This window comes from Pseudomonas sp. Xaverov 83 (genome assembly GCF_019352905.1).
In the GTDB taxonomy this organism is placed as follows: Bacteria; Pseudomonadota; Gammaproteobacteria; order Pseudomonadales; family Pseudomonadaceae; genus Aquipseudomonas; species Aquipseudomonas yamanorum.
This window is the reverse complement of the sequence record NZ_JAAAFU010000029.1, coordinates 147805-173388: the sequence shown is the minus strand read 5'-3', so window position 1 is coordinate 173388 and position 25584 is coordinate 147805. Positions and strand designations below refer to the sequence as shown.

25 protein-coding genes are annotated in these 25584 nt (G+C 60.0%); 16 read left to right on the top strand and 9 right to left on the bottom strand.

Annotated elements, in window-relative coordinates; translation table 11 throughout:
- Window positions 1-4: 4 nt before the first annotated feature.
- The 4 genes from K0H47_RS12130 to flgA all read right to left on the bottom strand — a co-directional run bounded on the left by K0H47_RS12130 (window position 5) and on the right by flgA (window position 2596).
- Window positions 5-754 carry a flagellar brake protein gene (locus K0H47_RS12130; protein WP_017475861.1) on the bottom strand — a complete coding sequence of 250 codons (750 nt, stop codon included), beginning with the start codon at window positions 752-754 and terminating at the stop codon, window positions 5-7.
- A gap of 95 nt (window positions 755-849) precedes the next feature.
- Window positions 850-1317, bottom strand: coding sequence for a flagellar protein FlgN (gene flgN, locus K0H47_RS12125; protein WP_063027872.1), 468 nt, complete (start codon window positions 1315-1317; stop codon window positions 850-852).
- A gap of 48 nt (window positions 1318-1365) precedes the next feature.
- Window positions 1366-1689, bottom strand: a complete 324-nt coding sequence (gene flgM / locus K0H47_RS12120) for a flagellar biosynthesis anti-sigma factor FlgM (RefSeq protein WP_003214254.1) — start codon at window positions 1687-1689, stop codon at window positions 1366-1368.
- Window positions 1690-1831: 142 nt separating this feature from the next.
- Window positions 1832-2596 (bottom strand): flagellar basal body P-ring formation chaperone FlgA, encoded by a 765-nt coding sequence (gene flgA / locus K0H47_RS12115; RefSeq protein ID WP_063027874.1) that lies wholly within the window; start codon window positions 2594-2596, stop codon window positions 1832-1834.
- Window positions 2597-2676: 80 nt separating this feature from the next.
- On the opposite strand from flgA, the gene K0H47_RS12110 reads away from it, so the two are divergent.
- The 7 genes from K0H47_RS12110 (at window position 2677) to K0H47_RS12080 (ending at window position 8949) form a co-directional block, all read left to right on the top strand.
- The gene (locus K0H47_RS12110) at window positions 2677-3609 is read left to right on the top strand and encodes a chemotaxis protein CheV (protein ID WP_063027876.1); all 933 of its coding nucleotides are present in this window, start codon (window positions 2677-2679) and stop codon (window positions 3607-3609) included.
- Between the two features lie 43 nt (window positions 3610-3652).
- The gene (gene cheR / locus K0H47_RS12105; RefSeq protein WP_010165768.1) at window positions 3653-4480 is read left to right on the top strand and encodes a protein-glutamate O-methyltransferase CheR; all 828 of its coding nucleotides are present in this window, start codon (window positions 3653-3655) and stop codon (window positions 4478-4480) included.
- 235 nt (window positions 4481-4715) lie between these two features.
- Window positions 4716-5123, top strand: coding sequence for a flagellar basal body rod protein FlgB (flgB, locus tag K0H47_RS12100; protein ID WP_003214246.1), 408 nt, complete (start codon window positions 4716-4718; stop codon window positions 5121-5123).
- 3 nt (window positions 5124-5126) lie between these two features.
- On the top strand, window positions 5127-5579 hold the full coding sequence (gene flgC, locus K0H47_RS12095; protein WP_017475856.1) for a flagellar basal body rod protein FlgC: 453 nt from the start codon (window positions 5127-5129) through the stop codon (window positions 5577-5579).
- Window positions 5580-5595: 16 nt separating this feature from the next.
- Window positions 5596-6324, top strand: a complete 729-nt coding sequence (gene flgD, locus K0H47_RS12090; protein WP_219272749.1) for a flagellar hook assembly protein FlgD — start codon at window positions 5596-5598, stop codon at window positions 6322-6324.
- Window positions 6325-6355: 31 nt separating this feature from the next.
- A complete protein-coding gene (flgE, locus tag K0H47_RS12085; protein ID WP_063027880.1) occupies window positions 6356-7678 on the top strand; it encodes a flagellar hook protein FlgE in 1323 nt (440 codons plus the stop codon).
- Between the two features lie 173 nt (window positions 7679-7851).
- On the top strand, window positions 7852-8949 hold the full coding sequence (locus tag K0H47_RS12080) for a hypothetical protein (RefSeq protein WP_219272747.1): 1098 nt from the start codon (window positions 7852-7854) through the stop codon (window positions 8947-8949).
- 93 nt (window positions 8950-9042) lie between these two features.
- Here the strand turns inward: K0H47_RS12080 and K0H47_RS12075 are convergent, their stop codons facing one another.
- Complete coding sequence (locus K0H47_RS12075) at window positions 9043-11940, bottom strand: ribonucleoside-diphosphate reductase subunit alpha (RefSeq protein ID WP_063027882.1); 2898 nt, start codon at window positions 11938-11940, stop codon at window positions 9043-9045.
- Between the two features lie 729 nt (window positions 11941-12669).
- On the opposite strand from K0H47_RS12075, the gene K0H47_RS12070 reads away from it, so the two are divergent.
- Both K0H47_RS12070 and K0H47_RS12065 read left to right on the top strand, forming a co-directional pair.
- Window positions 12670-13395 (top strand): response regulator, encoded by a 726-nt coding sequence (locus K0H47_RS12070; protein ID WP_177071175.1) that lies wholly within the window; start codon window positions 12670-12672, stop codon window positions 13393-13395.
- Entirely contained in the window at window positions 13392-15008 is a 1617-nt protein-coding gene (locus K0H47_RS12065) for an ATP-binding protein (RefSeq protein WP_063027886.1), read from the top strand. The genes K0H47_RS12070 and K0H47_RS12065 overlap by 4 nt, the downstream gene beginning before the upstream one ends.
- Before the next feature lie 87 nt (window positions 15009-15095).
- Here K0H47_RS12065 and K0H47_RS12060 read toward each other — a convergent pair whose 3' ends face one another.
- Entirely contained in the window at window positions 15096-15821 is a 726-nt protein-coding gene (locus K0H47_RS12060; protein ID WP_093207210.1) for a 4'-phosphopantetheinyl transferase, read from the bottom strand.
- A gap of 179 nt (window positions 15822-16000) precedes the next feature.
- Between K0H47_RS12060 and K0H47_RS12055 the strand changes: the two genes are divergently transcribed.
- From K0H47_RS12055 to K0H47_RS12045, 3 genes are read left to right on the top strand one after another with little or no spacing between them, the layout of a single operon-like run.
- Window positions 16001-16309: a hypothetical protein gene (locus tag K0H47_RS12055; protein WP_177025732.1), complete on the top strand. Its 309-nt coding sequence runs from the start codon at window positions 16001-16003 to the stop codon at window positions 16307-16309.
- Between the two features lie 18 nt (window positions 16310-16327).
- Entirely contained in the window at window positions 16328-17005 is a 678-nt protein-coding gene (locus K0H47_RS12050) for a response regulator transcription factor (protein ID WP_003214228.1), read from the top strand.
- Window positions 17002-18348, top strand: a complete 1347-nt coding sequence (locus K0H47_RS12045) for an ATP-binding protein (protein ID WP_093207214.1) — start codon at window positions 17002-17004, stop codon at window positions 18346-18348. Before K0H47_RS12050 ends, K0H47_RS12045 begins: the two co-directional genes overlap by 4 nt.
- A 120-nt stretch (window positions 18349-18468) precedes the next feature.
- Here the strand turns inward: K0H47_RS12045 and K0H47_RS12040 are convergent, their stop codons facing one another.
- A complete protein-coding gene (locus tag K0H47_RS12040) occupies window positions 18469-19467 on the bottom strand; it encodes an AraC family transcriptional regulator (RefSeq protein WP_063027892.1) in 999 nt (332 codons plus the stop codon).
- Window positions 19468-19805: 338 nt separating this feature from the next.
- On the opposite strand from K0H47_RS12040, the gene K0H47_RS12035 reads away from it, so the two are divergent.
- The gene (locus K0H47_RS12035; RefSeq protein WP_093207219.1) at window positions 19806-21140 is read left to right on the top strand and encodes a dicarboxylate/amino acid:cation symporter; all 1335 of its coding nucleotides are present in this window, start codon (window positions 19806-19808) and stop codon (window positions 21138-21140) included.
- Window positions 21141-21288: 148 nt separating this feature from the next.
- Window positions 21289-22470 (top strand): CaiB/BaiF CoA-transferase family protein, encoded by a 1182-nt coding sequence (locus K0H47_RS12030; protein ID WP_177071178.1) that lies wholly within the window; start codon window positions 21289-21291, stop codon window positions 22468-22470.
- A gap of 123 nt (window positions 22471-22593) precedes the next feature.
- Here the strand turns inward: K0H47_RS12030 and K0H47_RS12025 are convergent, their stop codons facing one another.
- Window positions 22594-23088, bottom strand: a complete 495-nt coding sequence (locus K0H47_RS12025; RefSeq protein WP_026077778.1) for a SprT family zinc-dependent metalloprotease — start codon at window positions 23086-23088, stop codon at window positions 22594-22596.
- 128 nt (window positions 23089-23216) lie between these two features.
- Window positions 23217-23819: a Yip1 family protein gene (locus K0H47_RS12020; protein WP_219272744.1), complete on the bottom strand. Its 603-nt coding sequence runs from the start codon at window positions 23817-23819 to the stop codon at window positions 23217-23219.
- Window positions 23820-24181: 362 nt separating this feature from the next.
- On the opposite strand from K0H47_RS12020, the gene ttcA reads away from it, so the two are divergent.
- On the top strand, window positions 24182-25006 hold the full coding sequence (ttcA, locus tag K0H47_RS12015) for a tRNA 2-thiocytidine(32) synthetase TtcA (protein ID WP_177025734.1): 825 nt from the start codon (window positions 24182-24184) through the stop codon (window positions 25004-25006).
- Window positions 25007-25073: 67 nt separating this feature from the next.
- Window positions 25074-25584, top strand: a 511-nt coding sequence (locus tag K0H47_RS12010; protein WP_219272742.1) for a DNA-3-methyladenine glycosylase I, incomplete at its 3' end; no start/stop codon positions are given.

Below are 25584 nucleotides of genomic sequence, written 5' to 3'. Positions count from 1 at the left end.
GTGTTTAAAAATCATCGTCCTTGTCGAAGCGGCGAGCTTCACGCTGCAGTTGATACACAAACCGCTCGACCTGACGCTGCACCAGCCCGCTCATGTTATGAAAGCGTACGCCGGCGAAGGTGGTGTTGATCCTTTCTTCGAAGTGCAGGTAACGCAGTTCCACCGAGGTGGTCATGCTGCCAAAGGGCAGGGCGGCGATAAACCGGTCGTAGACCTGGCCCAGTTGCAGGCGCTCGGAGATGTCCCCTTCGAAACGCAATTTGCAGCCGGTGGCGGAAATGTCCAGCAACTTGCCACTGATGGGGGCCTTGAGTTTCTCGCCACCCAGTTCGACGCTGACCAGTTGCGCCAGCTTCAGGGCGGCGCGGAAGGCATTGCGACGCTGATGGTAGATCACTTCGTCGGGCATGCTGCCGCGGTAGATGCGGTGGCCGCCAGCTTCGTCGATGGTCAGGGTGCCGTTGCTTTCCCAGGCCACTCGCACGCCATCGTGGAAACCTTCGATACGGAAAGCTTCGCCATTCTCAAGGTAGCGTTCGCCGTCCCGCGGGATCATTTCGTCCAGGGCTAGCGTCTTGCTGTCGCGGTCGATTTCCACCAGGTAGCTTTGAAAGCGCTGGTTGCGTTCGTGGAAGGTGATGATCAGCGGATCATGGCTCTCTTGTAGCATCCGCAAGGTGCCCGCGATTTCCAGCGGCGTGGTAAGTACCTTGGGTGGCTGCGGAGCATCTTCCGCGTTAGGGGCGTTGAACACGGTTCTTCCATCTCCAGACAAAATACGACTACACGCAAGTGCTTTCATTTTGCCAGCATGTGACGCGCCTTGGATAGGGCGCGCGTGAGCTGGTTTCAGGCTTGGCTGCGGGTGCTTGGCTTGGCCAGGCGTGAGGTGGAGCCTTGAGCGTTGTAGAGGGCCGGAGGCTCGCCGCCGTGGAGGATACGCAACTGGTTGGCGGTGGTGGCTTGTTGCAGCTGGATCGCCTGGCCGTTGAGGAGGTTGGTTTCCTGGCACAGGGTCAGCAATTGGTTGAGTTCTTTGCTTTGGGCCAGCAACTGGTCGCCCACCGTAGAGTGGCTGGCGAGTTGCTCCAGGCCTTTGTGGTCGGCCGAAAGGCCCAGGCTGACGAGAATCTGGCTGCGCTTCTTGCCGTGCTGTTCCAGCAGGACGATCAGCGATTGCTTGCGCGCCAGAATTTCTTCCAGCATGCGCATGTCCCGCCCGAACAGGGCCAGGGACTCTTCCCGAAGTAGCTCCAGCAACTGCTGTGCGGGAGGCAGGTCTTCAATGATCAGTTGTAGCAAGTTTTCGTCGTGCATGGCTGGCCTTGGGTTTTAAGCGTCCAAAAGCCTGGCGCAGGCCTTTGCCTAGCGCTCGGCTTCGAAGTTAAGCAGCTTGCTGGCTACACGGTTGCTGTCGACCTTATAGCTGCCATCCGCAATCGCCTGCTTCAATTCAGCCACGCGGGCTTTATTGACAACTGGCTGATCGCTCAGCGAGTCAGTGACCTTCTGCAACTGTTGAGCCTCATTGCTCAGGTGTACCGATTCCCCGCTTTGGCTCGCGCCGGCCTGTTCTGTCTTGGCAGGCAGAGGCTGGGACTTGGCTTCAACGCTGTCTTTGGCACCGTTGGTGCGCGAAGAACCGGGCGTTGGCAGGGCGTTATTCAAACGACTGAAATCGATGACCATGTTAAAAAAACCTCTGGGTATTTGGACGCTTGCCATGTTTTCGGCCATACCCGGACAAACTTTAGGCTCGATTGACAATAAACCTATACGCGATGCCGCGTTGCGCACAGTGTAGGAAAAGCCGGCGTCCGATGCCAGTGATCTATAAAGCCACCTCAACTTGCCCCGGCGCCGTCACCCGGGCCTTGATCACGCGGTTGGAGTTGAGGTTCTTCACGCGAATCTGTTCACTCATGCCGCCATTGGAGAGGGCTTCCCCGGGCATTTTTACATTCAGGCCGCCGCTGCTGGCGGAGATCACCACCTGGTCACCTTTGCGCACCACTTCGGCCTGTTCAAGATGGACCAGGGTAATCACCTGGTCGGTGACCATTGGTCGGGTAAGTTTCTGCCCGAGCGCCTGATCCAGGGACGTGAGATAGCCCTGATTGATCAGGCTGATGTCCCGCTCGCGCATCGCAATGTCCTCATCACCAATGATTCCGGTGCGTTTCAGCGGGCGTGTCACCACCACGACATCGCGGAACAATTTGACCTGGGCCGGCACAAACACCGTCCAGGGCGAGGCGCCTTCACAGCGCACCTTCACGGTCACGCGCCCGATGGGTTGGGCGGGACTTTCCAGCGAAGCTGTCAATTCTCTGTCACACATGGGCATGCGCAAGCGCGGATCCAACTGGTTGACCTGGATTTCATAGCGGCCCGGTGTCTGCGTCGTCGCCAGATAATCTTCTACAGTGAACTCAAGAAAGCCTTGAGTGACGCCGATAAGTAGATCAGGCAAGGTGACGTTATCGGCGCGGGCCGGCTGGCCCGTAGCCAAGGCAAGCAACGCCATCGAGACGCAGAGCAATCTGCGGTACTGTGGGGATCGGAGGCGTCGGGAAACTGTCGTTTTGATGTCCATGGCCAATAAAAAAGCAAAGCTCGTGCCGTTTAGTGTTGGGTACGCGTCGTACCCCTAAGTTTTAGCGTAGGAGTCTGTGCATGGCCGGTGTAATGGATTCAGTGAACCAGCGCACACAGCTGGTGGGGCAGAATCGCCTGGAGTTGCTGCTGTTTCGTCTGGACGGCAAGCAGCTTTACGGGATTAACGTCTTTAAGGTTCGGGAAGTACTGCAGTGCCCCAAGCTGACAATCATGCCCAAGTCCAGCCCGGTGGTTTGCGGTGTGGCCAATATCCGTGGCGCGACCATCCCGATTCTTGACCTGGCCATGGCCACCGGCTCGTCGGGTTTGCAGGATCGCGAGAGTCCGTTCGTGATCATCACCGAGTACAACACCAAGACCCAGGGTTTCCTGGTGCGCTCGGTGGAACGCATCGTCAACATGAACTGGGAAGAGATCCATCCGCCGCCCAAGGGCACCGGCCGCGATCACTACCTCACGGCAGTGACGCGGGTCGACAACCAGTTGGTGGAAATCATCGACGTGGAGAAAATCCTCGCCGAAGTGGCTCCGACCTCGGAGGCAATATCGGTGGGCGTGGTAGACGCCGAAACTGCGCACAAGGCGATCTCGCTGCGGGTGCTGACGGTGGACGACTCCTCGGTGGCGCGCAAACAGGTGTCCCGTTGCCTGCAGACGGTTGGCGTTGAAGTGGTGGCGCTCAATGACGGTCGACAGGCCCTGGATTACCTGCGCAAGCTGGTGGATGAGGGCAAGAAGCCGGAAGAAGAATTCCTGATGATGATTTCCGACATCGAGATGCCGGAAATGGACGGCTACACCCTCACGGCCGAGATACGCAACGACCCACGCATGCAAAAACTACATATCATCCTGCATACTTCGTTGTCGGGTGTATTCAATCAGGCGATGGTCAAGAAGGTCGGTGCCGATGACTTCCTGGCCAAATTCCGCCCTGATGACCTGGCATCCCGGGTAGTCGACCGGATCAAGGCAGCAGATCACGGCTAGGGGCCTTTTCCCTGGCGGTCACACGATTTAAGAGGCGGTATCATTGTCTACGGGTAATTTGGATTTCGAACAGTTCCGGGTCTTCCTGGAAAAAGCCTGTGGCATATTGCTCGGTGAAAACAAGCAGTACCTGGTATCCAGCCGTCTCAACAAACTGATGGAGCAGCAAGGCATCAAGTCCCTCGGGGAGTTGGTGCAACGGATCCAGGGTCAGCCGCGCAGCGGGCTCAAGGAGATGGTGGTCGATGCCATGACCACCAACGAAACCTTGTGGTTTCGCGATACCTATCCGTTTGAAGTGCTCAAGAACAAGGTGCTGCCTGAGGCGATCAAGGCCGCACCGGGACAGCGCCTGCGCATCTGGTCGGCGGCCTGTTCGTCGGGGCAGGAACCGTATTCGATTTCGATGTCCATCGATGAGTTCGAGCGAACCAACATGGGCCAGTTGAAGGCCGGGGCGCAAATTGTGGCCACGGATTTGTCCGGCACCATGCTCACCAACTGCAAGACCGGTGAGTACGACAGCCTGGCACTGGGGCGGGGGTTGTCTCCGGAGCGCTTGCAGCGTTTCTTCGATCCTAAAGGCGCGGGGCGCTGGGCGGTCAAGGCGCCGATCAAGAGCCGGGTGGAGTTTCGCTCGTTCAACCTGCTGGACAGTTATGCCAGCCTGGGCAAGTTCGACATGGTGTTTTGCCGCAACGTGCTGATCTACTTCTCGGCCGAGGTGAAGAAGGACATTCTGTTGCGCATCCACGGTACCCTCAAGCGCGGTGGTTATCTGTTTCTGGGCGCTTCCGAGGCGCTGAACGGTTTGCCGGATCATTACCAGATGGTGCAGTGCAGTCCTGGGATCATTTACCAGGCCAAGTGATGAATGCTTGAGCAAAAAAGGGAGGCCTGCACAGGCCTCCCTTTTTTTATGGCCGCAAAGCGGCAAACCTTCATTGCCGCTTTACTGGCGTTTCGCGGAAACCCTTTGCCGCTTTTCTGGCATTGCCGCCGGCAATTGCCCCGCAAACCCTTGTAATACGGCCCTCAAAAGAATTGGCATGCCGATTGCTATAACCCTGTTACGAAAAGCAGGTCAGTCCCTATAGGTCTCCGCCATGAGCATCAGCTTCGATAAAGCGCTCGGTATCCACGAACAAGCCCTGGGCTTCCGCGCCCAGCGTGCCGAAGTCCTGGCCAACAACATCGCCAACGCCGACACCCCGAACTACAAGGCTCGGGACCTGGACTTCTCTGCCGTGCTCGCCGCACAGCAAGACAAGACCAAGAACGGCACCTTCGCCCTGAACATGACCAACAGCCGTCATATCGAAGCGCAAGGCCTGGGCAATGGTGACGAGTCGCTGCTGTATCGCACGCCGATGCAACCGTCGATCGACCAGAACACCGTGGACGCGCAACTGGAGCAATCGGCCTACGCCGAGAACTCGGTGAACTTCCAGGCCAGCTTCACCCTGCTCAACAGCAAATTCAAAGGGCTGATGTCAGCCCTGCGTGGAGAATAAGCCATGTCCCTCGCCAGTGTTTTCAATATTGCCGGTAGTGGCATGAGCGCCCAGACCACGCGCCTCAACACCGTCGCCAGTAACATCGCCAACGCCGAGACCGTGTCCTCGAGCATTGATCAGACCTACCGTGCCCGCCACCCGGTGTTCGCCACCATGTTCCAGGGCGGCCAAGGCGGCCAGAGCGGTAGCGGCGATTCGCTGTTCCAGAACCAGGATGCCGCGGGCCAGGGCGTGCAGGTGCTCGGTGTGGTCGAAGACCAGAGCAACCTGGATGCCCGCTACGAGCCGAATCATCCCGCCGCTGATGCCAAAGGGTACGTGTACTACCCCAACGTCAACGTGGTCGAGGAAATGGCAGACATGATTTCCGCCAGCCGCTCGTTCCAGACCAACGCGGAAATGATGAACACCGCCAAAACCATGATGCAGAAGGTCCTGACCCTGGGTCAGTGATAAGGGGCGCCAAATAATGGCCATTGTTGATACCAGCTCGACGAACACCGCGGTCCAGGACCTTTTCAATTCCAAGGTCAAGACGGCGACAGATAACAGCAGCGTCGGCGACGCAGCCAAGTCGGCGACGGGCAACCAGTCGTTGGGCAAGGACGCGTTCCTGCAACTGCTGGTCACCCAGCTGAAAAACCAGAACCCGCTGTCGCCTCAGGACAACGGCGCGTTCGTGGCACAACTGGCTCAGTTCAGCAGCCTGGAAGGCATCAACACCCTGAACGACTCGGTGAATGCGATCTCCAGCAACTTCAGCTCTTCCCAGGCGCTGCAGGCGTCGTCGCTGGTGGGCCGCTCGGTGATCACCCAGACCGACAAGGCCATGGTCGACACCAGCAAAAGCATGACCGGTTCCGTGGCGGTGACGGCGGCAACGGGCAACGTCTCGGTCAAGATCACCGACAAGGACGGCAACGTCGTTCGCACCATCGACATGGGCGCCCAGAGCGCCGGCAATTCCAGCTTTGTCTGGGACGGCAAGAACGATGCAGGCGAGACGGCGGGTCCCGGCACCTACACCTTCAATGCCACCACCAAGAATGACAAGGGCGACTCGGTTGCCCTGCTCACCTCGCTGCCGGCAACGGTGACCAGCGTGACCCTGAGCCAGACCGGCGGCGAAATGCTGCTCAACCTGGCGGGCGGCATGGGCAGTATCAAGCTGTCGCAAATTCAGACTATCGGTACATAGAGCCGGCTAAATACGGCAAAAGGAGAGAACAATGTCTTTTAACATCGGCCTTAGCGGCCTCTATGCGGCCAACAAACAACTGGACGTGACCGGCAACAACATCGCCAACGTCGCGACCACCGGCTTCAAATCGTCCCGTGCCGAATTCTCGGATATCTACGCGGCGTCCAAGCTGGGCACCGGCCAGAACAGCATCGGCAACGGCGTGAACCTGGCGGCAGTGTCCCAGCAGTTCACCCAGGGTGACGTCAACAACAGCGGCGGCACGCTGGACATGGCGATCCAGGGCGGCGGCTTCTTCGTGCAGAAGGGCAGCGACGGTTCGCTGGAGTACACCCGTAACGGTGCCTTCCGTGCCGACAAAGACGGCTACATCACCAACAACACCGGCACCTCGCGCCTGCAAGGCTACGCGGCGGACGCCGACGGCAACATCCAGAAGGGCGCCTTGACCGACCTTCAGCTCAACCTGTCGTACCTGCCGCCGAAGGCTTCGAGCAAGGTGGACTCCACCAGTAACCTGAACTCGTCCTCGCCGGTGATCGACCAGACCAAGACCCCGTTTGATCCGACCAAGTCGGAGACCTTCACCACTCAATACTCCACCACGCTCTACGATACTCAGGGCAACGCGCATCCGATGGTGCAGTACCTGGTGAAGACGGACTCCAACACCTGGAAGTCCTACACCCTGATCGATGGGCGCAATCCTGACGGCTCGCCGATCAGTGGCACCGGTACTGACGTCAAGGCACCTGTTGCCTCGACGCTGTCGTTTGACACCGCCGGCAAGCTCTCGGGCATCATCACCCCGCCAGCCACTGCTTCGAACACCACCCTGACCATTTCCGACTGGAAGCCGGGCGCCCTGGTCAATGGTGTCTGGACGTCTAACGGCGCGGCCGCCAACACAGACGGCGTGGCCGTCAACATGGCGAACATCACCCAGTTCAACTCGGCTACCTACCGCAACCCGCCCACCACCGACGGTTACGCCACCGGTCAAATCACCGGGCTGAAAATCGACGGCAGCGGTGTGTTGTTCGCCACTTTCAGCAACCAGCAGAGCAAGGCCATCGGCCAGCTCTCCCTGGCCAGCTTCAACAACGAGCAGGGCCTGCAGCCAGCGGGCGGCACCACCTGGAAAGAAACCTTCGCGTCGGGCCAGCCGGGTTTTGATACCCCGCAAGTCGGGACCCTGGGTTCGATCGTGGCCAACTCCCTGGAGAACTCCAACGTCAACCTGACCAACGAGCTGGTGGACCTGATCAAGGCCCAGAGCAACTATCAGGCGAACGCCAAGACCATCTCCACCCAAAGCACCATCATGCAGACCATCATTCAGATGACCTGATGTTGTCGCCTTAAGCCGCATCACTGGAAAAGCCCCTCGGTCGAGGGGCTTTTTTTTTGCCTGTCGATTGTCCAGGACAGTCACTGGATGACATGGTTTTGGCGGAACGCCCTACGCCTGTTTTTCCACCTACGAAGCCAAGAAGGCTGAGGTCAACGGGTGGAGAGCAGGCTATGGCGAGTGTGGCGGTTTCAGGTGGTGTCATCGGGGGCGCGGTTTTTTCAGGTCGGGGTGTTGCGACGTCGGATCCGCTGGGCGATGAAAAAAACAAGGGTGTTTCTAACGAGGAAACGCTCAAAAAACTGCTCACGGCGTTGGATGATGCCGAGAAAACCTCCAAGAGCCAGCTCGCGCAGGATCTGCGAGACAAGCTCAACGAAGTGCGAGGGGAGATCGGTGACGAGAAATTCAAGGAAATCCTCAGCAAGCTGATTGAAGAGGCTTCCGGGCAATGGCTTGAGTTCCTCAAACAATTGCTGAAGATATTGTTTCCGGACTCGGACGACACGCCGCCCTCTCCTGCGCCATCCCCGGCACCACCACCATCGCCAGGTGGTGGTGGTGGTGGTGGTGGTGGTGGTGGTGGTGGTGGTGGGGCCAATAGAAATGATTTTGGCCCCAGCGAGCCCATGAACAACAAGCCGCTGACCGAAGGTTCAAGGCATTTCAACTACAAGCCCGACAACAGCAATCCTGGAAAGAAGCCGGACAATATCTGGAGTGGCTTCAGCCAGGGCCCTGATGGTAACTGCGTCACCGTTTCCGCGATAAAGGGGGCGATGATGCGTTACGGTCAGAAACCCACGGACGTTTTCAAGGAAGTGAAAGAGACGGGGGGCGGCTATCACGTGAAAATGCGTGACGGCTTCGAGCTTGATCTGTCTAAGAAGGACCTCGAGGATGCGGCCAAATATGCACAATTTAAAGGCGATGATCCGGCGATGCTGACGGATGCCAATTTCATGTTCGCAGCGAGTGCCAAGCGTGCACAGATCGAAGGAAATGGTCTGGACGACAGGCCAGGTGAGGCGCAAAGAAGTTTTGCCCATGCGATGCAGAGCCTGAACAACGGCGAAATGCCCCACGAGGCGCTGGATCGCCTTGGGCTGAAGGGGCTCTATAGGAACTCTTCAAGCAGTGAGCTGGCGAGCGGCAAGCTGGGTGTCGTCGCCTATGATCGTCATTCAATGGCGGTGATTGGTGGGCAAGTCGAGTTGTGGGGGCGGCGAGGCGGCTCGCCAAAGCAGGGTATTGCGTACGCTTTTATTTAAGGGCGATAAACGAAAAAAGCCCGATAAACCCTATGCAGTCGGGGTTTATCGGGCTTTTCAATCCCGGGCATTCAAGCCCGGGACCGGCTCAGCTTATTGGCAAGCTTCGCAATCCGGCTCGTCGATCGCGCAGGCTTTTGGCACTGGCGCTGGACCGGCAGGTGCGGCGAGAACCGAATCATCACCGTGGTTGCCGCCGCTGGAAACAGCGTTCAGCTTGCCGGTGTTGATGGTCGACTTCTCGGTGCTGGTGGCGGCCAGGGCACGGAGGTAGTAAGTGGTTTTCAGGCCACGGTACCAAGCCATGCGGTAGGTCACGTCCAGCTTCTTGCCCGATGCGCCGGCGATGTACAGGTTCAGCGATTGAGCCTGGTCGATCCACTTCTGGCGACGGCTGGCGGCGTCGACGATCCACTTGGTGTCCACTTCGAAGGCAGTCGCGTAGAGCTCTTTGAGTTCTTGCGGGATGCGCTCGATCTGCTGCACCGAACCATCGTAGTACTTCAGGTCGTTGATCATCACCGAGTCCCACAGGCCGCGGGCTTTCAGGTCGCGAACCAGGTATGGGTTGATCACGGTGAATTCGCCCGACAGGTTCGATTTCACATACAGGTTCTGGTAGGTCGGTTCGATCGACTGCGACACGCCAGTGATGTTGGCGATGGTGGCGGTCGGTGCGATGGCCATGATGTTGGAGTTACGAATGCCTTTCTGCACACGGGCACGTACCGGTGCCCAGTCCAGGGATTCGTTCAGGTCAACGTCGATGTACTTCTGGCCACGCTGCTCGATCAGGATCTGTTGCGAATCCAGCGGCAGGATGCCTTTGGACCACAGCGAACCCTGGAACGTCTCGTAGGCGCCGCGCTCGTCGGCCAGGTCGCAGGAAGCCTGGATCGCGTAATAGCTGACCGCTTCCATGGACTTGTCGGCGAACTCGACTGCAGCGTCCGAACCGTAAGGAATGTGCTGCAGGTACAGCGCGTCCTGGAAGCCCATGATGCCCAGGCCGACCGGACGGTGCTTGAAGTTGGAGTTCTGCGCCTGTGGTACCGAGTAGTAGTTGATGTCGATAACGTTATCGAGCATGCGAACGGCGGTGTTCACGGTGCGTTCCAGCTTGGCGGTGTCCAGCTTGCCGTTGACGATGTGGTTCGGCAGGTTGATCGAGCCCAGGTTGCAAACGGCGATCTCGTCCTTGTTGGTGTTCAAGGTGATCTCGGTGCACAGGTTCGAGCTGTGGACCACGCCCACGTGCTGCTGCGGGCTGCGCAGGTTGCACGGGTCTTTGAAGGTCAGCCATGGGTGGCCGGTTTCAAACAGCATGGACAGCATTTTGCGCCACAGGTCTTTGGCCTGGATGGTCTTGAACAGCTTGATCTTGCCTGGGTACTGGGACAGGGCTTCGTAGTACTCGTAACGCTCTTCGAAGGCCTTGCCGGTCAGGTCGTGCAGGTCGGGCACTTCGGATGGCGAGAACAGGGTCCAAGGGCCGTCATCGAAGACACGCTTCATGAACAGGTCTGGGATCCAGTTGGCGGTGTTCATGTCGTGGGTGCGACGACGATCATCACCGGTGTTCTTGCGCAGTTCGATGAACTCTTCGATGTCCATGTGCCAGGTTTCCAGGTAGGCACACACAGCGCCTTTGCGCTTGCCACCCTGGTTCACGGCTACAGCGGTGTCGTTCACTACTTTGAGGAACGGTACAACGCCTTGGGACTTGCCGTTGGTGCCCTTGATGTACGAACCCAGTGCACGCACCGGCGTCCAGTCGTTACCCAGGCCGCCCGCGAATTTGGACAGCATGGCGTTGTCGTGGATCGCGTGGTAGATGCCCGACAGGTCATCCGGTACGGTGGTCAGGTAGCAGCTGGACAGCTGTGGACGCAGGGTGCCGGCGTTGAACAGGGTCGGGGTCGACGACATGTAGTCGAAGGACGACAACAGGTTGTAGAACTCGATGGCACGGTCTTCTTTCTGCTTCTCTTCGATCGCCAGGCCCATGGCCACGCGCATGAAGAACACTTGCGGCAGTTCGAAGCGGATACCGTCCTTGTGGATGAAGTAACGGTCGTACAGGGTTTGCAGGCCCAGGTAGGTGAACTGCTGGTCGCGCTCGTGGTTGATCGCCTTGCCGAGTTTTTCAAGGTCGAAGGTGGCCAGGATCGGGTTCAGCAATTCGAATTCGATACCCTTGGCGATGTACGCCGGCAGGGCCTTGGCATACAGGTCGGCCATCTCGTGGTGCGTGGCGCTGTCGGCGACGCCGAGGAAGCCCAGGCCTTCGGCACGCAGGGTGTCCATCAGCAGGCGCGCGGTCACGAAGGAGTAGTTCGGCTCACGCTCAACCAGGGTACGGGCGGTCATCACCAGGGCGGTGTTGACGTCGGTCAGGGCCACGCCGTCGTACAGGTTCTTCAGGGTTTCGCGCTGGATCAGGTCGCCATCGACTTCTTCCAGGCCTTCGCAGGCCTCGGTGATGATGGTGTTCAGGCGGCCCAGGTCCAGCGGTGCAAACGTACCGTCGGCCAGGGTGATGCGGATCGACGGGTGAGCTTGTACGGCAGCTTCTTCAGCCGGGGAACGTACGGCACGTTCCTTGGCGCGGGAGTCACGGTAGATCACGTAGTCGCGGGCAACTTTCTGCTCGCCGGCACGCATCAGGGCCAGTTCGACCTGGTCCTGGATTTCTTCGATGTGGATGGTGCCGCCCGATGGCATGCGACGCTTGAACGTTGCGGTGACCTGTTCGGTCAGGCGCGCAACGGTGTCGTGGATGCGCGACGAGGCAGCAGCGGTGCCGCCTTCAACTGCAAGAAACGCTTTGGTGATCGCGACGGTGATTTTGTCATCGGTGTAAGGAACGACAGTGCCGTTACGCTTGATCACACGCAGTTGGCCGGGCGCGGTGGCGGACAGATCCAGGTTCGAATCGGCGGCCTGCGGCACGGAGCCTTGCGGGTTCTCGCGAGTTGTGTCGGTTTGCATGGGGGGTTGTCTCCACATTCTATATTTATTTGGGCACCATCACGGTGCCCACCGTTCCGTCCTGAAGCACTTACAACAGGCCAAGGGCCTGGCATAACAACTTCGGGACAGGAGGAAGGGAGCTGTTCGCGCCGCTTCCATGCCGAAGTCTTCGGTACAAGCTTGGGGCTCTTTACCGTATTCCTGGTGGGTGACTGCTTCGTACTGCAACACCCGTACCGTTTTTGCCTGATCGGGGCTAAAAACGGCTGCCATCCGCGTGCGCGGTTTGGTCTTCTGAAAAAGGCTTAAGTTCAACCAAACAGGAGCAAGAAAGAACTTGAGTTTCTTGTCTGATTTGTGTTTGGTCTTTTCGCTCAAAAACCCTACATGTAGGGTTTTTTTGGCGACGACCTACAAGATAATGCGTTTTCGGGGGTATGGCAACGCACTACCTGTGGATAACGCTGTGGGTAAAATGTGTATGAAACGTGGAACAGGCGTGTAGGCCGCAGTACTGCTGCATCGCGCCGTTTGTCACCGAATATTCCGAGGTAAAAACATCCGGTTGGATTTTTGCGGGCGCGAACCCTATCACAAAAAAACACGATGTCCGAACGCATTTGCGCGCTTGTGCCAGAGGGCTGGCCCGTTGCTACAATCGGCCCGGATACACGCTGTGTTATGCACCCCCAACATGACAAAAATACGGGGGGCATCTTCCTTTCTATATGGACATCGAGGTCACCCGTGGAGCATGAAGCCTGGCAGGTATTGATTGTCGAGGACGACGAGCGATTGGCCGAGTTGACCCGTGACTATCTGGAGAGCAACGGCCTGCGGGTGTCGGTGGAGGGTAACGGGGCCCTGGCGGCCGCGCGGATCATTGCCGAACAGCCGGACCTGGTAATCCTCGACCTGATGTTGCCCGGCGAAGACGGCCTGAGCATTTGCCGCAAGGTGCGCGAGGACTACGACGGGGTGATCCTGATGCTGACTGCGCGCACCGACGACATGGACCAGGTGCTGGGCCTGGACATGGGCGCCGACGACTACGTGTGCAAACCCGTACGCCCACGCCTGTTGCTGGCACGCATCCAGGCCCTGCTGCGGCGCAGCGAAAGCGTTGAACCGGCCATCCCCGAAAAACAGCGGCGCCTGCAATTCGGCCCGCTGGTGGTGGACAACGCCCTACGTGAAGCCTGGCTGCACGACGGTGGCATTGAACTGACCAGCGCCGAATTCGACCTGCTGTGGCTGCTGGTGGCGAATGCCGGCCGGATCCTGTCCCGGGAAGAAATCTTCACCGCCTTGCGCGGTATTGGCTACGACGGCCAGGACCGCTCCATCGACGTGCGCATCTCGCGGATCCGCCCGAAAATCGGCGACGATCCGATCCATCCACGCCTGATCAAGACCATTCGCAGCAAAGGCTACCTGTTCGTCCCCGAAGCCGCTGCTGAACTTACGCCGTGAACTCGATCTTCCTGCGTATCTACGGCGGCATGTGCGCGGCGCTGATTCTGGTGGCGTTGCTCGGCGTACTGGCCCTGCACCTGCTCAATGAAGTGCGCAGCGGCCAGTACCGCGAGCGCCTGGCCCATGGCACCTTCGCGCTGATGGGCGACAACCTGCAACCCATGAGCGCCATCGAACGCCGCCGCGCCCTGGCAGTGTGGGAGCGCTTGCTGGGCATCCCGCTGGAATTGCAGACCGTGGCCGAGGCGCATCTGGACCTGAGCCAGCGCACCCGCCTGCAACGCGGCCAGGTGTTGGTGGAGCAAACCGGCCCCCACGCGGCCAGGGTGCTGCGGTTGGTCAGTGATCAGGAGCAACTGTTACTCACCGGCGAAGTCCAGCAAATCAGCGAACAACTGGCCCGCGCGACCATTTACCTGCTGGCCGATGAGCTGGTGCGTTTTCCGGTGGCCGAGCAACCGCAAAAACTTGCGGACCTGAAAGAGGCCAAGGGCTTTGGTTTCGAGATGCACTTGGTGATGCTCGATCAGGCGGACATGGACCAGGACCAGCGCCGCCGCGTGTCCGAGGGCGATACGGTGATGGCCCTGGGCAAGGGCGGTGATTCGATCCGGGTGTTTGCCGGGATGGTCGGCACGCCGTGGGTCTTGGAAATCGGCCCGCTGTACCAGATGAACCCGTACCCACCGCAGTGGCTGATCCTGATCGCGTTGATCAGCCTGACCCTGATCGGCTTGATCGTCTATTTACTGGTGCGCCAACTGGAGCGGCGCTTGAGTGGCCTGGAAGCCGCCGCCACGCGCATCGCCAAAGGCAGCCTGGAAGTGCGAGTGCCGGCCCGGGGTGCCGATTCGGTAGGGCGCCTGGCGGCGGCGTTTAATGGCATGGCCGAACACCTGCAACGTCTGTTGGCGATCCAGCGCGAACTGGTGCGCGCGGTGTCCCATGAATTGCGCACACCGGTGGCGCGCCTGCGGTTCGGTCTGGAGATGATTGGCGACGCGGCCACGCCTGAAGCGCGGCGCAAGTACATGGAAGGCATGGACAGCGACATCCAGGACCTTGATGGCCTGGTGGATGAAATGTTGACTTATGCGCGACTGGAGCAGGGTTCGCCGGCACTGAATTTCCAGCGGGTCGACCTCAGCGCGTTGCTCGATCAGGTGATTGATGAACTGTCGCCGCTGCGCCCGGAAATCAACGTGGCGCGGGGCATCTGCCTGTCTTCTGCCCATTGGGATGATGCGTGGGTGGAGGCCGAACCGCGTTACCTGCATCGAGCGCTGCAAAACCTGGTGAGCAACGCCATGCGCCATGCCCAGGGGAGGGTGCTGATCAGTTACCAGGTGGGTCAGGTGCGTTGCCGCATCGACGTGGAAGACGACGGCCCGGGCGTACCGGAAAGCGCCTGGGAGCGGATCTTCACCCCGTTCCTGCGCCTGGATGACAGCCGTACTCGCGCGTCGGGCGGGCACGGGTTGGGATTGTCGATTGTGCGGCGGATCATCTATTGGCACGGCGGCCGGGCGTTGATCAGCAAGAGCAACAACCTGGGCGGCGCGTGTTTCAGTCTGAGTTGGCCACGGGACCAAGAGAAACCCCGCCCGTAGCAGCTGTCGAGCCCTGGCGAGGCTGCGTTGGCCCCAACTCGGTTTCGCGCCTGGCTCGACATCGGTGGCGCTCCCGATGCAGCCTCGCTAAGGCTCGACAGCTGCTACGGCCACCAGGGTCAATAATTGCCCATCATCCACCGCAAACTGCGCCTCTAGCTCCTTGCCATGGCACCACTCTGCCGACAGGTCTGTCAGCAACCGCAGCCGCGCATGGCCGGTATCCGACCATTCCAGCAACTCGGCATGCTCAAAATAGAAGCGCTTCTGCACGATCGGGTAGAGCGCCTTGAACAGGCTCTCTTTGGCCGAAAACGTCAGCGTCACCAGTTGCGCGATCTGCTCTCGCGGGCCGGCGCCCATGCGCTGCAATTCATCCGGTGTCAGGATTTCCCCGGCCAGGCGTTCCGCGCGCTCCAGGGTCAGCAGGTTCTCCAGGTCCATCCCCAGCCCGCGCCATTGTGTCTTGTGGGCGACGATGGCTGCCGCGTGGCCGGTGCTGTGGGTGATCGAGCCGCTGATATGGGCAGGCCAGATCGGCGCGCGGTCCTCGCCGATCGCCGGCACGCAATCCAGCCCGTCCAACTGTTGCAAGGCCGCGCGGGCACACAGGCGACCGGCCAGAAACTCCGCCTGGCGCTTGGCCACCGACCGCTGGATGCTCGCGGGCGGCGACACGGCGCTGCGCTGGAAGTCGCCGATGGCCAGCAGCGCCGGGTCAAAACGGGTGCTCAGCAAGACCGTGCCGGGCAAGGCAACGGGCAGCGGCCAATGGGCATCAAGTGGGGTGCAGCAGGCGGGTAGGGAATTCATGCCAGGTATTTTGCCGAGTTGGAGGGCCGCTGGATAGCCTGCGGGCGGGGATACGTAAATAACTCTTTACACAGTAGCCGGCCTCGGTTCAGCCCAGGTTCAGAGAGTGTTCAGGGGGAGTTCAGCGGGGGCTGCGTAGTCTGGCCCCGTACCCAAAGCCAAAGCGTATGAGGTAGACCATGACTGCGATCAAGAAGCTGATGTTGGCGTTAACCATGCTCAGCGCCACTGCTGGCGTCCAGGCCTCTGATGCCAGCTTCGCGGGGTTCTCCAAAGAGAAGAGCAAAAAGCCCTACAGCCTTCTCCAGCGGGTGAGCTTCGAGGATGCCGGCGAGCAGGCGGCTCCATGGGGCCAGTCCCTGGGCCAGCACAGCCCGCAGTCGGACTATCGCGTGGGCAATGAAAACCTGTCAGGTCACTTCAACGGCAGTAAACTGCGCCAGCAAGACCTGCAAGGCCGCTATGATATACCCCAGTTGGAAAGTTGATTTGCCTTGGAGAGCTTTATGAAATTGCTGGTTGTCGAAGATGAGGCGTTGCTGCGTCATCACCTGTTGACCCGCCTCACCGACAGCGGTCACGTGGTCGAGGCCGTCGCCAACGCCGAAGAGGCGCTGTACCAGACCGGGCAATTCAACCACGACCTGGCGATCATTGACCTGGGCCTGCCCGGCATGGGCGGCCTGGACCTGATCCGCCAACTGCGCGCCCAGGCCAAGACGTTCCCGATCCTGATCCTGACCGCTCGCGGCAACTGGCAGGACAAGGTCGAAGGCCTGGCTGCGGGTGCCGACGACTATGTGGTCAAGCCGTTCCAGTTCGAAGAGCTGGAAGCGCGGATGAACGCACTGCTGCGCCGCTCCAGCGGTTTCACCCAGTCGACCATCGTCGCCGGGCCCTTGCTGCTGGACCTCAATCGCAAGCAGGCGTCCCTCGACGAACAGCCGCTGGCGCTGACCGCCTACGAATACCGCATCCTCGAATATCTCATGCGTCACCATCAACAGGTGGTTGCCAAGGACCGCCTGATGGAACAGCTCTACCCCGATGACGACGAGCGCGATCCGAACGTCATCGAAGTGCTGGTAGGCCGCCTGCGCCGCAAGCTGGAAGGCCCGGCGGGGTTCAAGCCGATCGACACCGTGCGCGGTCTGGGCTACCTGTTTAATGAGCGCTGCCGTTGATTCGCTCGTTACGTGTGCGTTTGATGCTCGCGGCCACCACTCTGGCCGTGCTGTTTATGCTGGCCTTGTTGCCCGCCATGCAGGGCGCCTTCAGCCTGGCTCTGCAGGACTCCATCGAGCAGCGCCTGGCGTCGGATGTCACCACGCTGATTTCGGCGGCCCGGGTTGAAAACAATCGCCTGTTGATGCCTGCGCAGTTGCCGGATGAGCGCTTCAACCTCACCGACAGCCGTTTGCTGGGCTACATCTATGACCGCGAAGGCCATCTGGTCTGGCGTTCGCGCGCGACCCAGGAAGAGAACATCAACTACAAGCCGCGCTATGACGGGCGCGGCAACGAGTTTGCACGGATCCGCGAGGCCAACGGCCAGGAATTTTTTGTCTACGACGTCGAGGTCAAGCTGCTGGGCGGCAAGAGCGCGGCGTTCAGTATTGTCGCCCTGCAACCGGTGCGCGAATACCAACTGACCCTCGAAGGCCTGCGGGAAAACCTCTACCTGGGCTTCGGCGCCGCCTTGCTGGTGCTGCTGACCCTGTTGTGGCTGGGCCTGACCTGGGGCCTGCAAGCGTTGCGGCGGCTGAGCCAGGAACTGGATGAAATCGAAGGCGGCACGCGGGAAAGTCTCAGTGAACAACATCCTCGCGAACTTTTGCGTCTGACCGGCTCCCTCAACCGTCTGCTCCACAGCGAGCGCGAGCAACGCACCCGTTACCGCGATTCCCTGGATGACCTGGCCCACAGCCTGAAAACTCCGTTGGCGGTGCTGCAAGGCGTGAGCGAAGACATGGCCCAGCGCCCCGAAGATCGGGACCAGGCCTGGGTGCTGCAATCGCAGATCGAGCGCATGAGCCAGCAGATCAGCTACCAATTGCAGCGCGCCAGCCTGCGTAAAAGCGGCCTGGTGCGTCACCAGGTGCGGCTGGAACCGGTGCTGCAAAGCCTGTGCGACACGCTGGACAAGGTTTACCGCGATAAGGGTGTGAAGGTCGCCTTTGAACTGCCGGAAGAATGCGACGTGCCCATTGAGAAGGGGGCCTTGCTGGAGCTGCTCGGCAACCTGCTGGAAAACGCCTATCGCCTGTGCCTGAGCGAAGTGCGCATCACCTTGCAGGAAAGCCTGGAAGGCACCGAACTGTGCATTGAAGACGACGGCCCCGGCGTGCCACCGGACCAGCGTGCGCGCATCCTGCAACGGGGCGAACGCCTGGACCGCCAGCATCCGGGGCAGGGCATTGGCCTGGCGGTGGTCAAGGACATCATTGAAAGCTACGGCGCACGGTTGACCCTTGGGGATTCACCGCTGGGTGGCGCGGCGTTCAAGATCCACTTTCCGGCCGTGTGATCTTTATGGCTGCACCGGCCTCATCGCAGGCAAGCCAGCTCCCACATTGTGACTGTGTTCACAAATCAAACTGTGGGAGCCGGGCTTGCCCGCGATGAGGCTGGTACTGGCAACGCTTATCTAACTCTCTTGTGCTCTGTAGGCCCCCGGCGTCAGCCCGGTCCACTTCTTGAACGCCCGATGAAACGCCGACGGCTCGGAAAACCCCAGCTGCTCGGCGATCTCCTGCAACGACAAATCCGCCCGCCCCAAATGGTAAATCGCAATGTCCCGGCGTAATTCATCCTTGAGCGCCTGAAAGCTGGTGCCTTCCTCCCGCAAATGCCGACGCAGGGTCTGCGGGCTGATATGCAGGTGCTGGGCGACGGCTTCCAGGTCGGGCCACGGCGTGCGGTCGCGGCTCAATAAGCGGCGCAATTGGCTGCTCAGGCTGTCGCCTTCATCCGGCCGTGACAGCAGGTCGGCCGGTGAGCGTTCGAGGAAGTGCTTGAGGGTGCGTTCGTCCTGCAGCAGCGGCAGGCTCAGGTAGCGACTGGGAAATACCAGGCTGCTGGTGGGCGCGGCGAACACCTGTGGGCAGGGGAACAGCAAGTCGTACTCACCGGCGTGGGGCGGCATCGGGTAGCTGAAGGTGGCCTGGTCCAGGCGGATGCGCTGGCCAATCAGCCAACTGCCGAGGCGATGCCAGATCACCAGCAGGCATTCGCTGAGGAAGTGATCCGGGTCCCACAGCTGCGAATCGTCCAGGCTCAAGCGGGCCATTTCCCCTTCACGGGTCAGGCGCCAGCGCGGACCCTGCGGGAATAGGCTATAAAATAATAAGCCGCGTTCCAGAGCCTTCTCGAGGGTGCGGCAGTGAATCAGCGCGTGGCACATCATGGCGAAGGTGCCGCGCTTGCTCGGGCCTTCGGCGAAACCCAGGTATTCGTCATCCAGCGCCAGCCACAGCATTTGCAACAGCCGGGTGAATTGCTCCGGGGCGATGCGGGCGCGGGGTTCGCTCAGCAGTTCCGGGGTAATGCCCACTTGCTGCAGCAGGCCCGAATAGTCGTAGCCGGCTCGACGAGCACCGCCTAGAGCGGCCCGGGCGTAATGACTGGCGATGGTACGTTCACGCATGAGGGGCCTCGTCCATTGAGTGGCGGATGTTAGCCATCCTGTGGGGGTGCAACAAGGCGGATATCCGCCAAATTGTAGGACGAGATCAGATGAGTAGGCGGAAATCCGCCACTGTCTGTAGGCGTTGTCTCAAAATGAAAATCGCCCAAGGGCTGATGTCTAAAGGCCTTCAGCGGTTTTCAGTAAAAGTGGCACGACGCTTGCGATAGAGAGCGCAGGGAGACCGGCCTTGAGCGGGCTCTCAAACAACAAATCCCTCCAGTGCAGGAGGGTTCGCAATTCAAGTGTCGTGGGCAATGGCGGATATTTGCCACACGGGACGATTGAGGAACTTTGCAATGACGACTCGTCAGCCACTGTACAAATCCCTGTATTTCCAGGTGATCGTTGCAATCGTTATCGGTATTTTGCTCGGTCACTTCTACCCGCAGACCGGCGTGGCCCTCAAGCCACTGGGTGACGGCTTCATCAAGCTGATCAAAATGGTCATCGCCCCGATCATCTTCTGCACCGTTGTCAGCGGCATCGCTGGCATGCAAAGCATGAAATCGGTCGGCAAAACCGGCGGCTACGCGCTGCTGTACTTCGAAGTCGTCTCCACCATCGCCCTGCTGATCGGCCTGATCGTGGTCAACGTTGTGCAACCGGGCGCCGGCATGCACATCGACGTGGCTACCCTGGACGCCTCTAAAGTCGCTGCCTATGTGACTGCCGGTGCAGACCAGAGCATCGTTGGCTTCCTGCTGAACGTGATCCCGAACACCATCGTCGGTGCGTTCGCGACCGGTGACATCCTGCAAGTGCTGATGTTCTCGGTGATCTTCGGTTTCGCCCTGCATCGCCTGGGTGCCTACGGCAAGCCGGTGCTGGACTTCATCGATCGCTTTGCCCACGTGATGTTCAACATCATCAACATGATCATGAAGCTCGCGCCAATCGGTGCCCTGGGCGCCATGGCGTTCACCATCGGTGCCTACGGCGTAGGGTCGCTGGTGCAGCTCGGTCAGTTGATGATCTGCTTCTACATCACCTGCATCCTGTTCGTGGTCGTGGTGCTGGGCGCCATCTGCCGCGCACACGGCTTCAGCGTCCTGAAACTGATCCGCTACATCCGTGAAGAACTGCTGATCGTACTGGGTACTTCCTCGTCCGAATCCGCACTGCCACGCATGCTGATCAAAATGGAACGCCTGGGCGCCAAGAAGTCGGTCGTCGGGCTGGTTATCCCGACTGGCTACTCCTTCAACCTGGACGGTACTTCGATCTACCTGACCATGGCCGCCGTGTTCATCGCCCAGGCGACTGACACCCACATGGACATCACCCACCAGATCACCCTGTTGCTGGTACTGCTGCTGTCCTCCAAAGGCGCTGCTGGCGTGACCGGTAGTGGCTTCATCGTACTGGCCGCTACTCTGTCGGCCGTTGGCCACCTGCCGGTTGCCGGTTTGGCGCTGATCCTGGGTATCGACCGCTTCATGTCGGAAGCCCGCGCACTGACCAACCTGGTAGGCAATGCGGTTGCCACCCTGGTTGTGGCCAAGTGGGTCAAGGAACTGGACGAAGACAAGCTGCAAGTCGAACTGGCTTCCGGTGGTCGTGGTATCTCCGACACCCGCGAAGAAGACGACCTGGGCGTGGCCGAAGGCCCGGCTCCAACCGTCGTCAAGTAAGGCTGCACCCTGTGTGAAAACCCATCTTCGGATGGGTTTTTTTATGCCTGCGCAAAACATCAGTCACTCCGGATGATGGTTTATGTGATTGCTGCTGAGCGCCAGGTTTGCCTACTCTGTGGCCAATCGAATCGGAATCGGAGTCCCCATGTCAGGTCCCTTGGCGTCCCTCAAAGTACTGGATTTCTCCACCTTGCTGCCGGGGCCGTTCGCCTCGTTGCTGCTGGCCGACATGGGCGCCGAGGTGTTGCGCATCGAATCCCCCACGCGCATGGACCTGCTGCGGGTATTGCCGCCCCATGACCAGGGCGTGTCGGCCAGCCATGCCTACCTCAACCGCAACAAGCGTAGCCTGGCCCTGGACCTCAAGCAGGCCGAGGCGGTGGAGATCGTGCGGCAATTGGTGGCGGACCATGACATCGTCCTCGAGCAGTTCCGCCCCGGAGTGATGGAGCGCCTGGGCCTGGGTTACGAGGCGTTGAAGGCGATCAACCCGAAGCTGATCTACGTCTCCATCACCGGCTACGGCCAGACCGGCCCCTACAAGGACCGCGCCGGTCATGACATCAACTACCTGGCCCTGGCGGGTGTCGCCAGTTACACCGGGCGCCAGGACAGTGGGCCATTGCCCCTGGGCGTGCAGTTGGCGGATGTGGGCGGAGGTTCGTTGCATGCGGTGATCGGCTTGCTGGCGGCGGTGATTGCCCGGCAGCAGAGCGGGGTGGGGCAATACCTGGACGTGAGCATGACCGACTGCGCCTTCAGCCTGAATGCCATGGCCGGCGCGGGTTACCTGGCGTGCGGCGTGGAGCCGGCGTGGGAGAACCAGGTGCTCAATGGCGGCAGCTTCTATGACTATTACCGCTCGCGGGAAGGGCGGTGGTTGTCGGTGGGCAGCCTGGAGCCGGGCTTTATGCAGCAGCTGTGTACGGCCCTTGGGTGCCCCGAGTTGGCGGCACAGGGCTTGTCGCCCAAACCCGAGCAGCAGAAAGCCCTCAAGCTGGCGCTGCAGGTCGAGTTCGAGAAACGCAGCTTTGATGAGCTGTGTGAGCTGTTTGCCGGGCTTGATGCGTGTGTCGAGCCGGTCCTGAATCTGAGCGAGGCCGTTGAGCACCCGCAGTTGAAAGCCCGGGAGCTGGTCAGCCAGGTGCCGCGGGGCGATGGTTCCAGCCAGGCGCAAATCGCCTGCCCGCTGAAGTTTTCCGAGGGCTTGCCGGCGGCCAGGCATATAGGCGCGGCGGTGGGCGCTCACACGGATGAGGTGTTGGTGGAGTTGGGCTTCAGTGCTCAGCAGATAGATGATTTGCGGCGTGCCAAGGTGATTCAGTAGCGCCTGGGCCGGCCCCTTCGCGAGCAAGCCCGCTCCCACATTCAACCGCATTCCAAAGGTGGAACTCGGTCAAATGTGGGAGCGGGCTTGCTCGCGAAGAGGGCCTTACAAGCACCACAAACCTCACTCGACGCGAGTTTCCCCGGTAAATACCAACGTCTGCCGACACCTGCGACACAAATACCGCCGCCCCTGGCTCACCAGCCCATGACGCTGCGGCGAAAACGGAAAGTCACTGTCCGCACACGGGCAGCGGTAGATATACCGCGTCACGCGCCGTCGCTGGATTTCATAGGTGTGGCAACGATCCGGCGGCAGTTCGTAAACCCCACGCATGATCAACTGCCATTCCTCGCCATGGGGCTGGATGCGCTCGCCGAACAATTGGTGGGCAATCAGGTGCGCCACTTCATGGGCGACCGTCTGTTTAAGGAAGTGCTGGCTGTTTTCACGGTACAGCTGCGGGTTGAAGCGCAGCAGGTTCTCGTGCAAATGCGCGACACCTGCCTTCTGGCCCCGCAGCTTGAGGCTGACCTGGGGGCGTTTGAAGCTTCGTTTGAAAAAGGATTCGGCTTGCAGGAAACAATCTTCGACGCGGGTATTGAGTTGCTCGGGCATGCTGTACATATCTCCAGAGACGTCCAGTATGCCGCAAACAAGGGTGTATCCGAATCTGTCAGGCGCCGAATGGTCATGCATAACGCACAAAGCCACCTTGCGGTGGCTTTTCCTGCGGGTAAACCGCGTCAGTTGGTGTAGATCGGGCCTACGCCCAACCCCCAGACAATCACGGTGAAGGCCATGATCGCCACCAGTACCACCAGGCCTACCGCCAGTACCGAGCTCGAAAACAGGAAGCCCTCGTCCGGGTGGATGTTCATGAAGGTCGGCAGCCCTACATACAGCAGGTACACCGTGTAGCAAATGGTGGCCGTGCCGACGACCATGCCCAACCACATGTGTGGGTACAGCGCCGCCAGCCCTCCGACAAACAGTGGCGTCGCGGTATAGGTGGCAAACGCCACGCATCGCGCCATGCTGGGGTTGGCGTCATAGGTGCGCGCCATCCAGTGGATGAAAGCGCCCATCACTGCCACGCCTCCGAGCATCGCCGCGTAGGACATGACGGTCATCCACAACGCGCTTTCCACCGTCAGCATCACCGGCGCGCGGCTGCCGATGACCCAACCTACCTGAGTGGTACCGATAAAGGCTGATACAGCGGGGATCGCCGCGAGAATCAGCGTGTGGGTGAGGTACATGTGGCCGATGCTTTCTTCTTTATCGCCACGAATTTCCCGCCATTCCTGATCGGGGTGGGTGAAAAGTCCCACGACGTGATGGATCATGCCAGTCACTCCTGTCGTTATTACCATCGCCCCCCAGTGGAGCGCCCACGGGCCAATTGGCCTGAAAGGTCTGGATATATGTGCGACCTTATGTCGCAGTATAGGAAGTCATGACCGGAAAAAGTGTGGGGCTTTAGAGCAAATTGCGCTGTAAACATTGGGCTTAATCGCGGCGGGGTCTGTTGATTGGATTGCGGTCAAATGTGGGAGCGGGCTTGCTCGTGAATGCGGTGGGTCAGCGAAATACCTGGCGAATGACACTTCGCATTCGCGAGCAAGCCCGCTCCCACATTGGAACTCGGTCGTCCATCCCGGTAAAATACCCGGCTTTTCGTCACACACCTTTCGCGGATCCAAGCGCCATGGGCACTCTTACGGTCAACCAGAACAAACTGCAAAAACGCCTGCGTCGCCAGGCCGGTGAGGCAGTCGCCGATTTCAACATGATCGAAGAGGGCGACAAGGTCATGGTCTGCCTGTCTGGCGGTAAAGACAGCTACACCATGCTCGACGTGCTGATGCACCTGCAAAAGGTCGCGCCGATCAAGTTCGACATTGTCGCCGTGAACATGGACCAGAAGCAGCCGGGCTTTCCCGAGCATGTGCTGCCGGCCTACCTCAAGGCATTGGGGATCGAGTACCACATCGTCGAGAAAGACACTTACTCGGTGGTCAAGGAACTGGTCCCGGAAGGCAAGACCACCTGCTCGCTGTGTTCGCGCCTGCGCCGTGGCACGCTCTACACCTTTGCCGACGAGATCGGCGCGACCAAGATGGCCCTGGGTCACCACCGCGACGACATCGTCGAAACCTTCTTCCTCAACATGTTCTTCAACGGCAGCCTCAAGGCCATGCCGCCCAAGCTGCGGGCCGATGACGGGCGCAACGTGGTGATCCGCCCACTTGCCTACTGCCATGAGAAGGACATCCAGGCGTACTCCGACCTCAAGCAATTCCCGATCATCCCGTGCAACCTCTGCGGCTCCCAGGAAAACCTGCAGCGCCAGGTGGTCAAGGACATGCTCCAGGACTGGGACCGCAAGACCCCGGGCCGCGTCGACAGCATCTTCCGCAGTCTGCAGAACGTGCAGCCGTCGCAGTTGGCTGACCGTAACCTGTTCGACTTCACCAGCCTGCGTATCGACGAAAGTGCGGCGTCGCGCTTCGTCAATGTAGTGAACCTCTGAGCCATTTCACTGCTCTGACAGACGGCGCTCCTGGGCGCCGTTTTCATTTCAATCCTTAGGAGAGGGCATGCGCGATTACAAGTGGCTGCACGAATATTGTCTGAACCGGTTTGGTTCGGCGGCCGAGCTGGAAGCCCACCTGCCTGTGCCCCTGACCCCGGCGAAACTGCGCAAGATCAGCGATGACCGCTACCTGTCGACCCTGTCGCTGCGAGTGTTTCGCGCCGGGCTCAAACACAGCGTGGTGGACGCCAAGTGGCCGGCGTTCGAGCAAGTGTTCTTTGGCTTTGACCCGGAAAAAGTCGTGCTGATGGGCGCCGAGCACCTGGAGCGGCTGATGCAGGACACACGCATCATCCGCCACCTGGGCAAGCTCAAAAGCGTGCCGCGCAATGCGCAGATGATTCTGGATGTCGAGAAGGAAAAAGGCAGCTTCGGTGCGCTGATTGCCGACTGGCCGGTGACCGATATCGTCGGCCTGTGGAAATACCTGAGCAAGCACGGCCACCAGTTGGGCGGCCTGTCGGCGCCGCGCTTTTTGCGGATGGTGGGCAAGGACACGTTCGTGCCGAGCTATG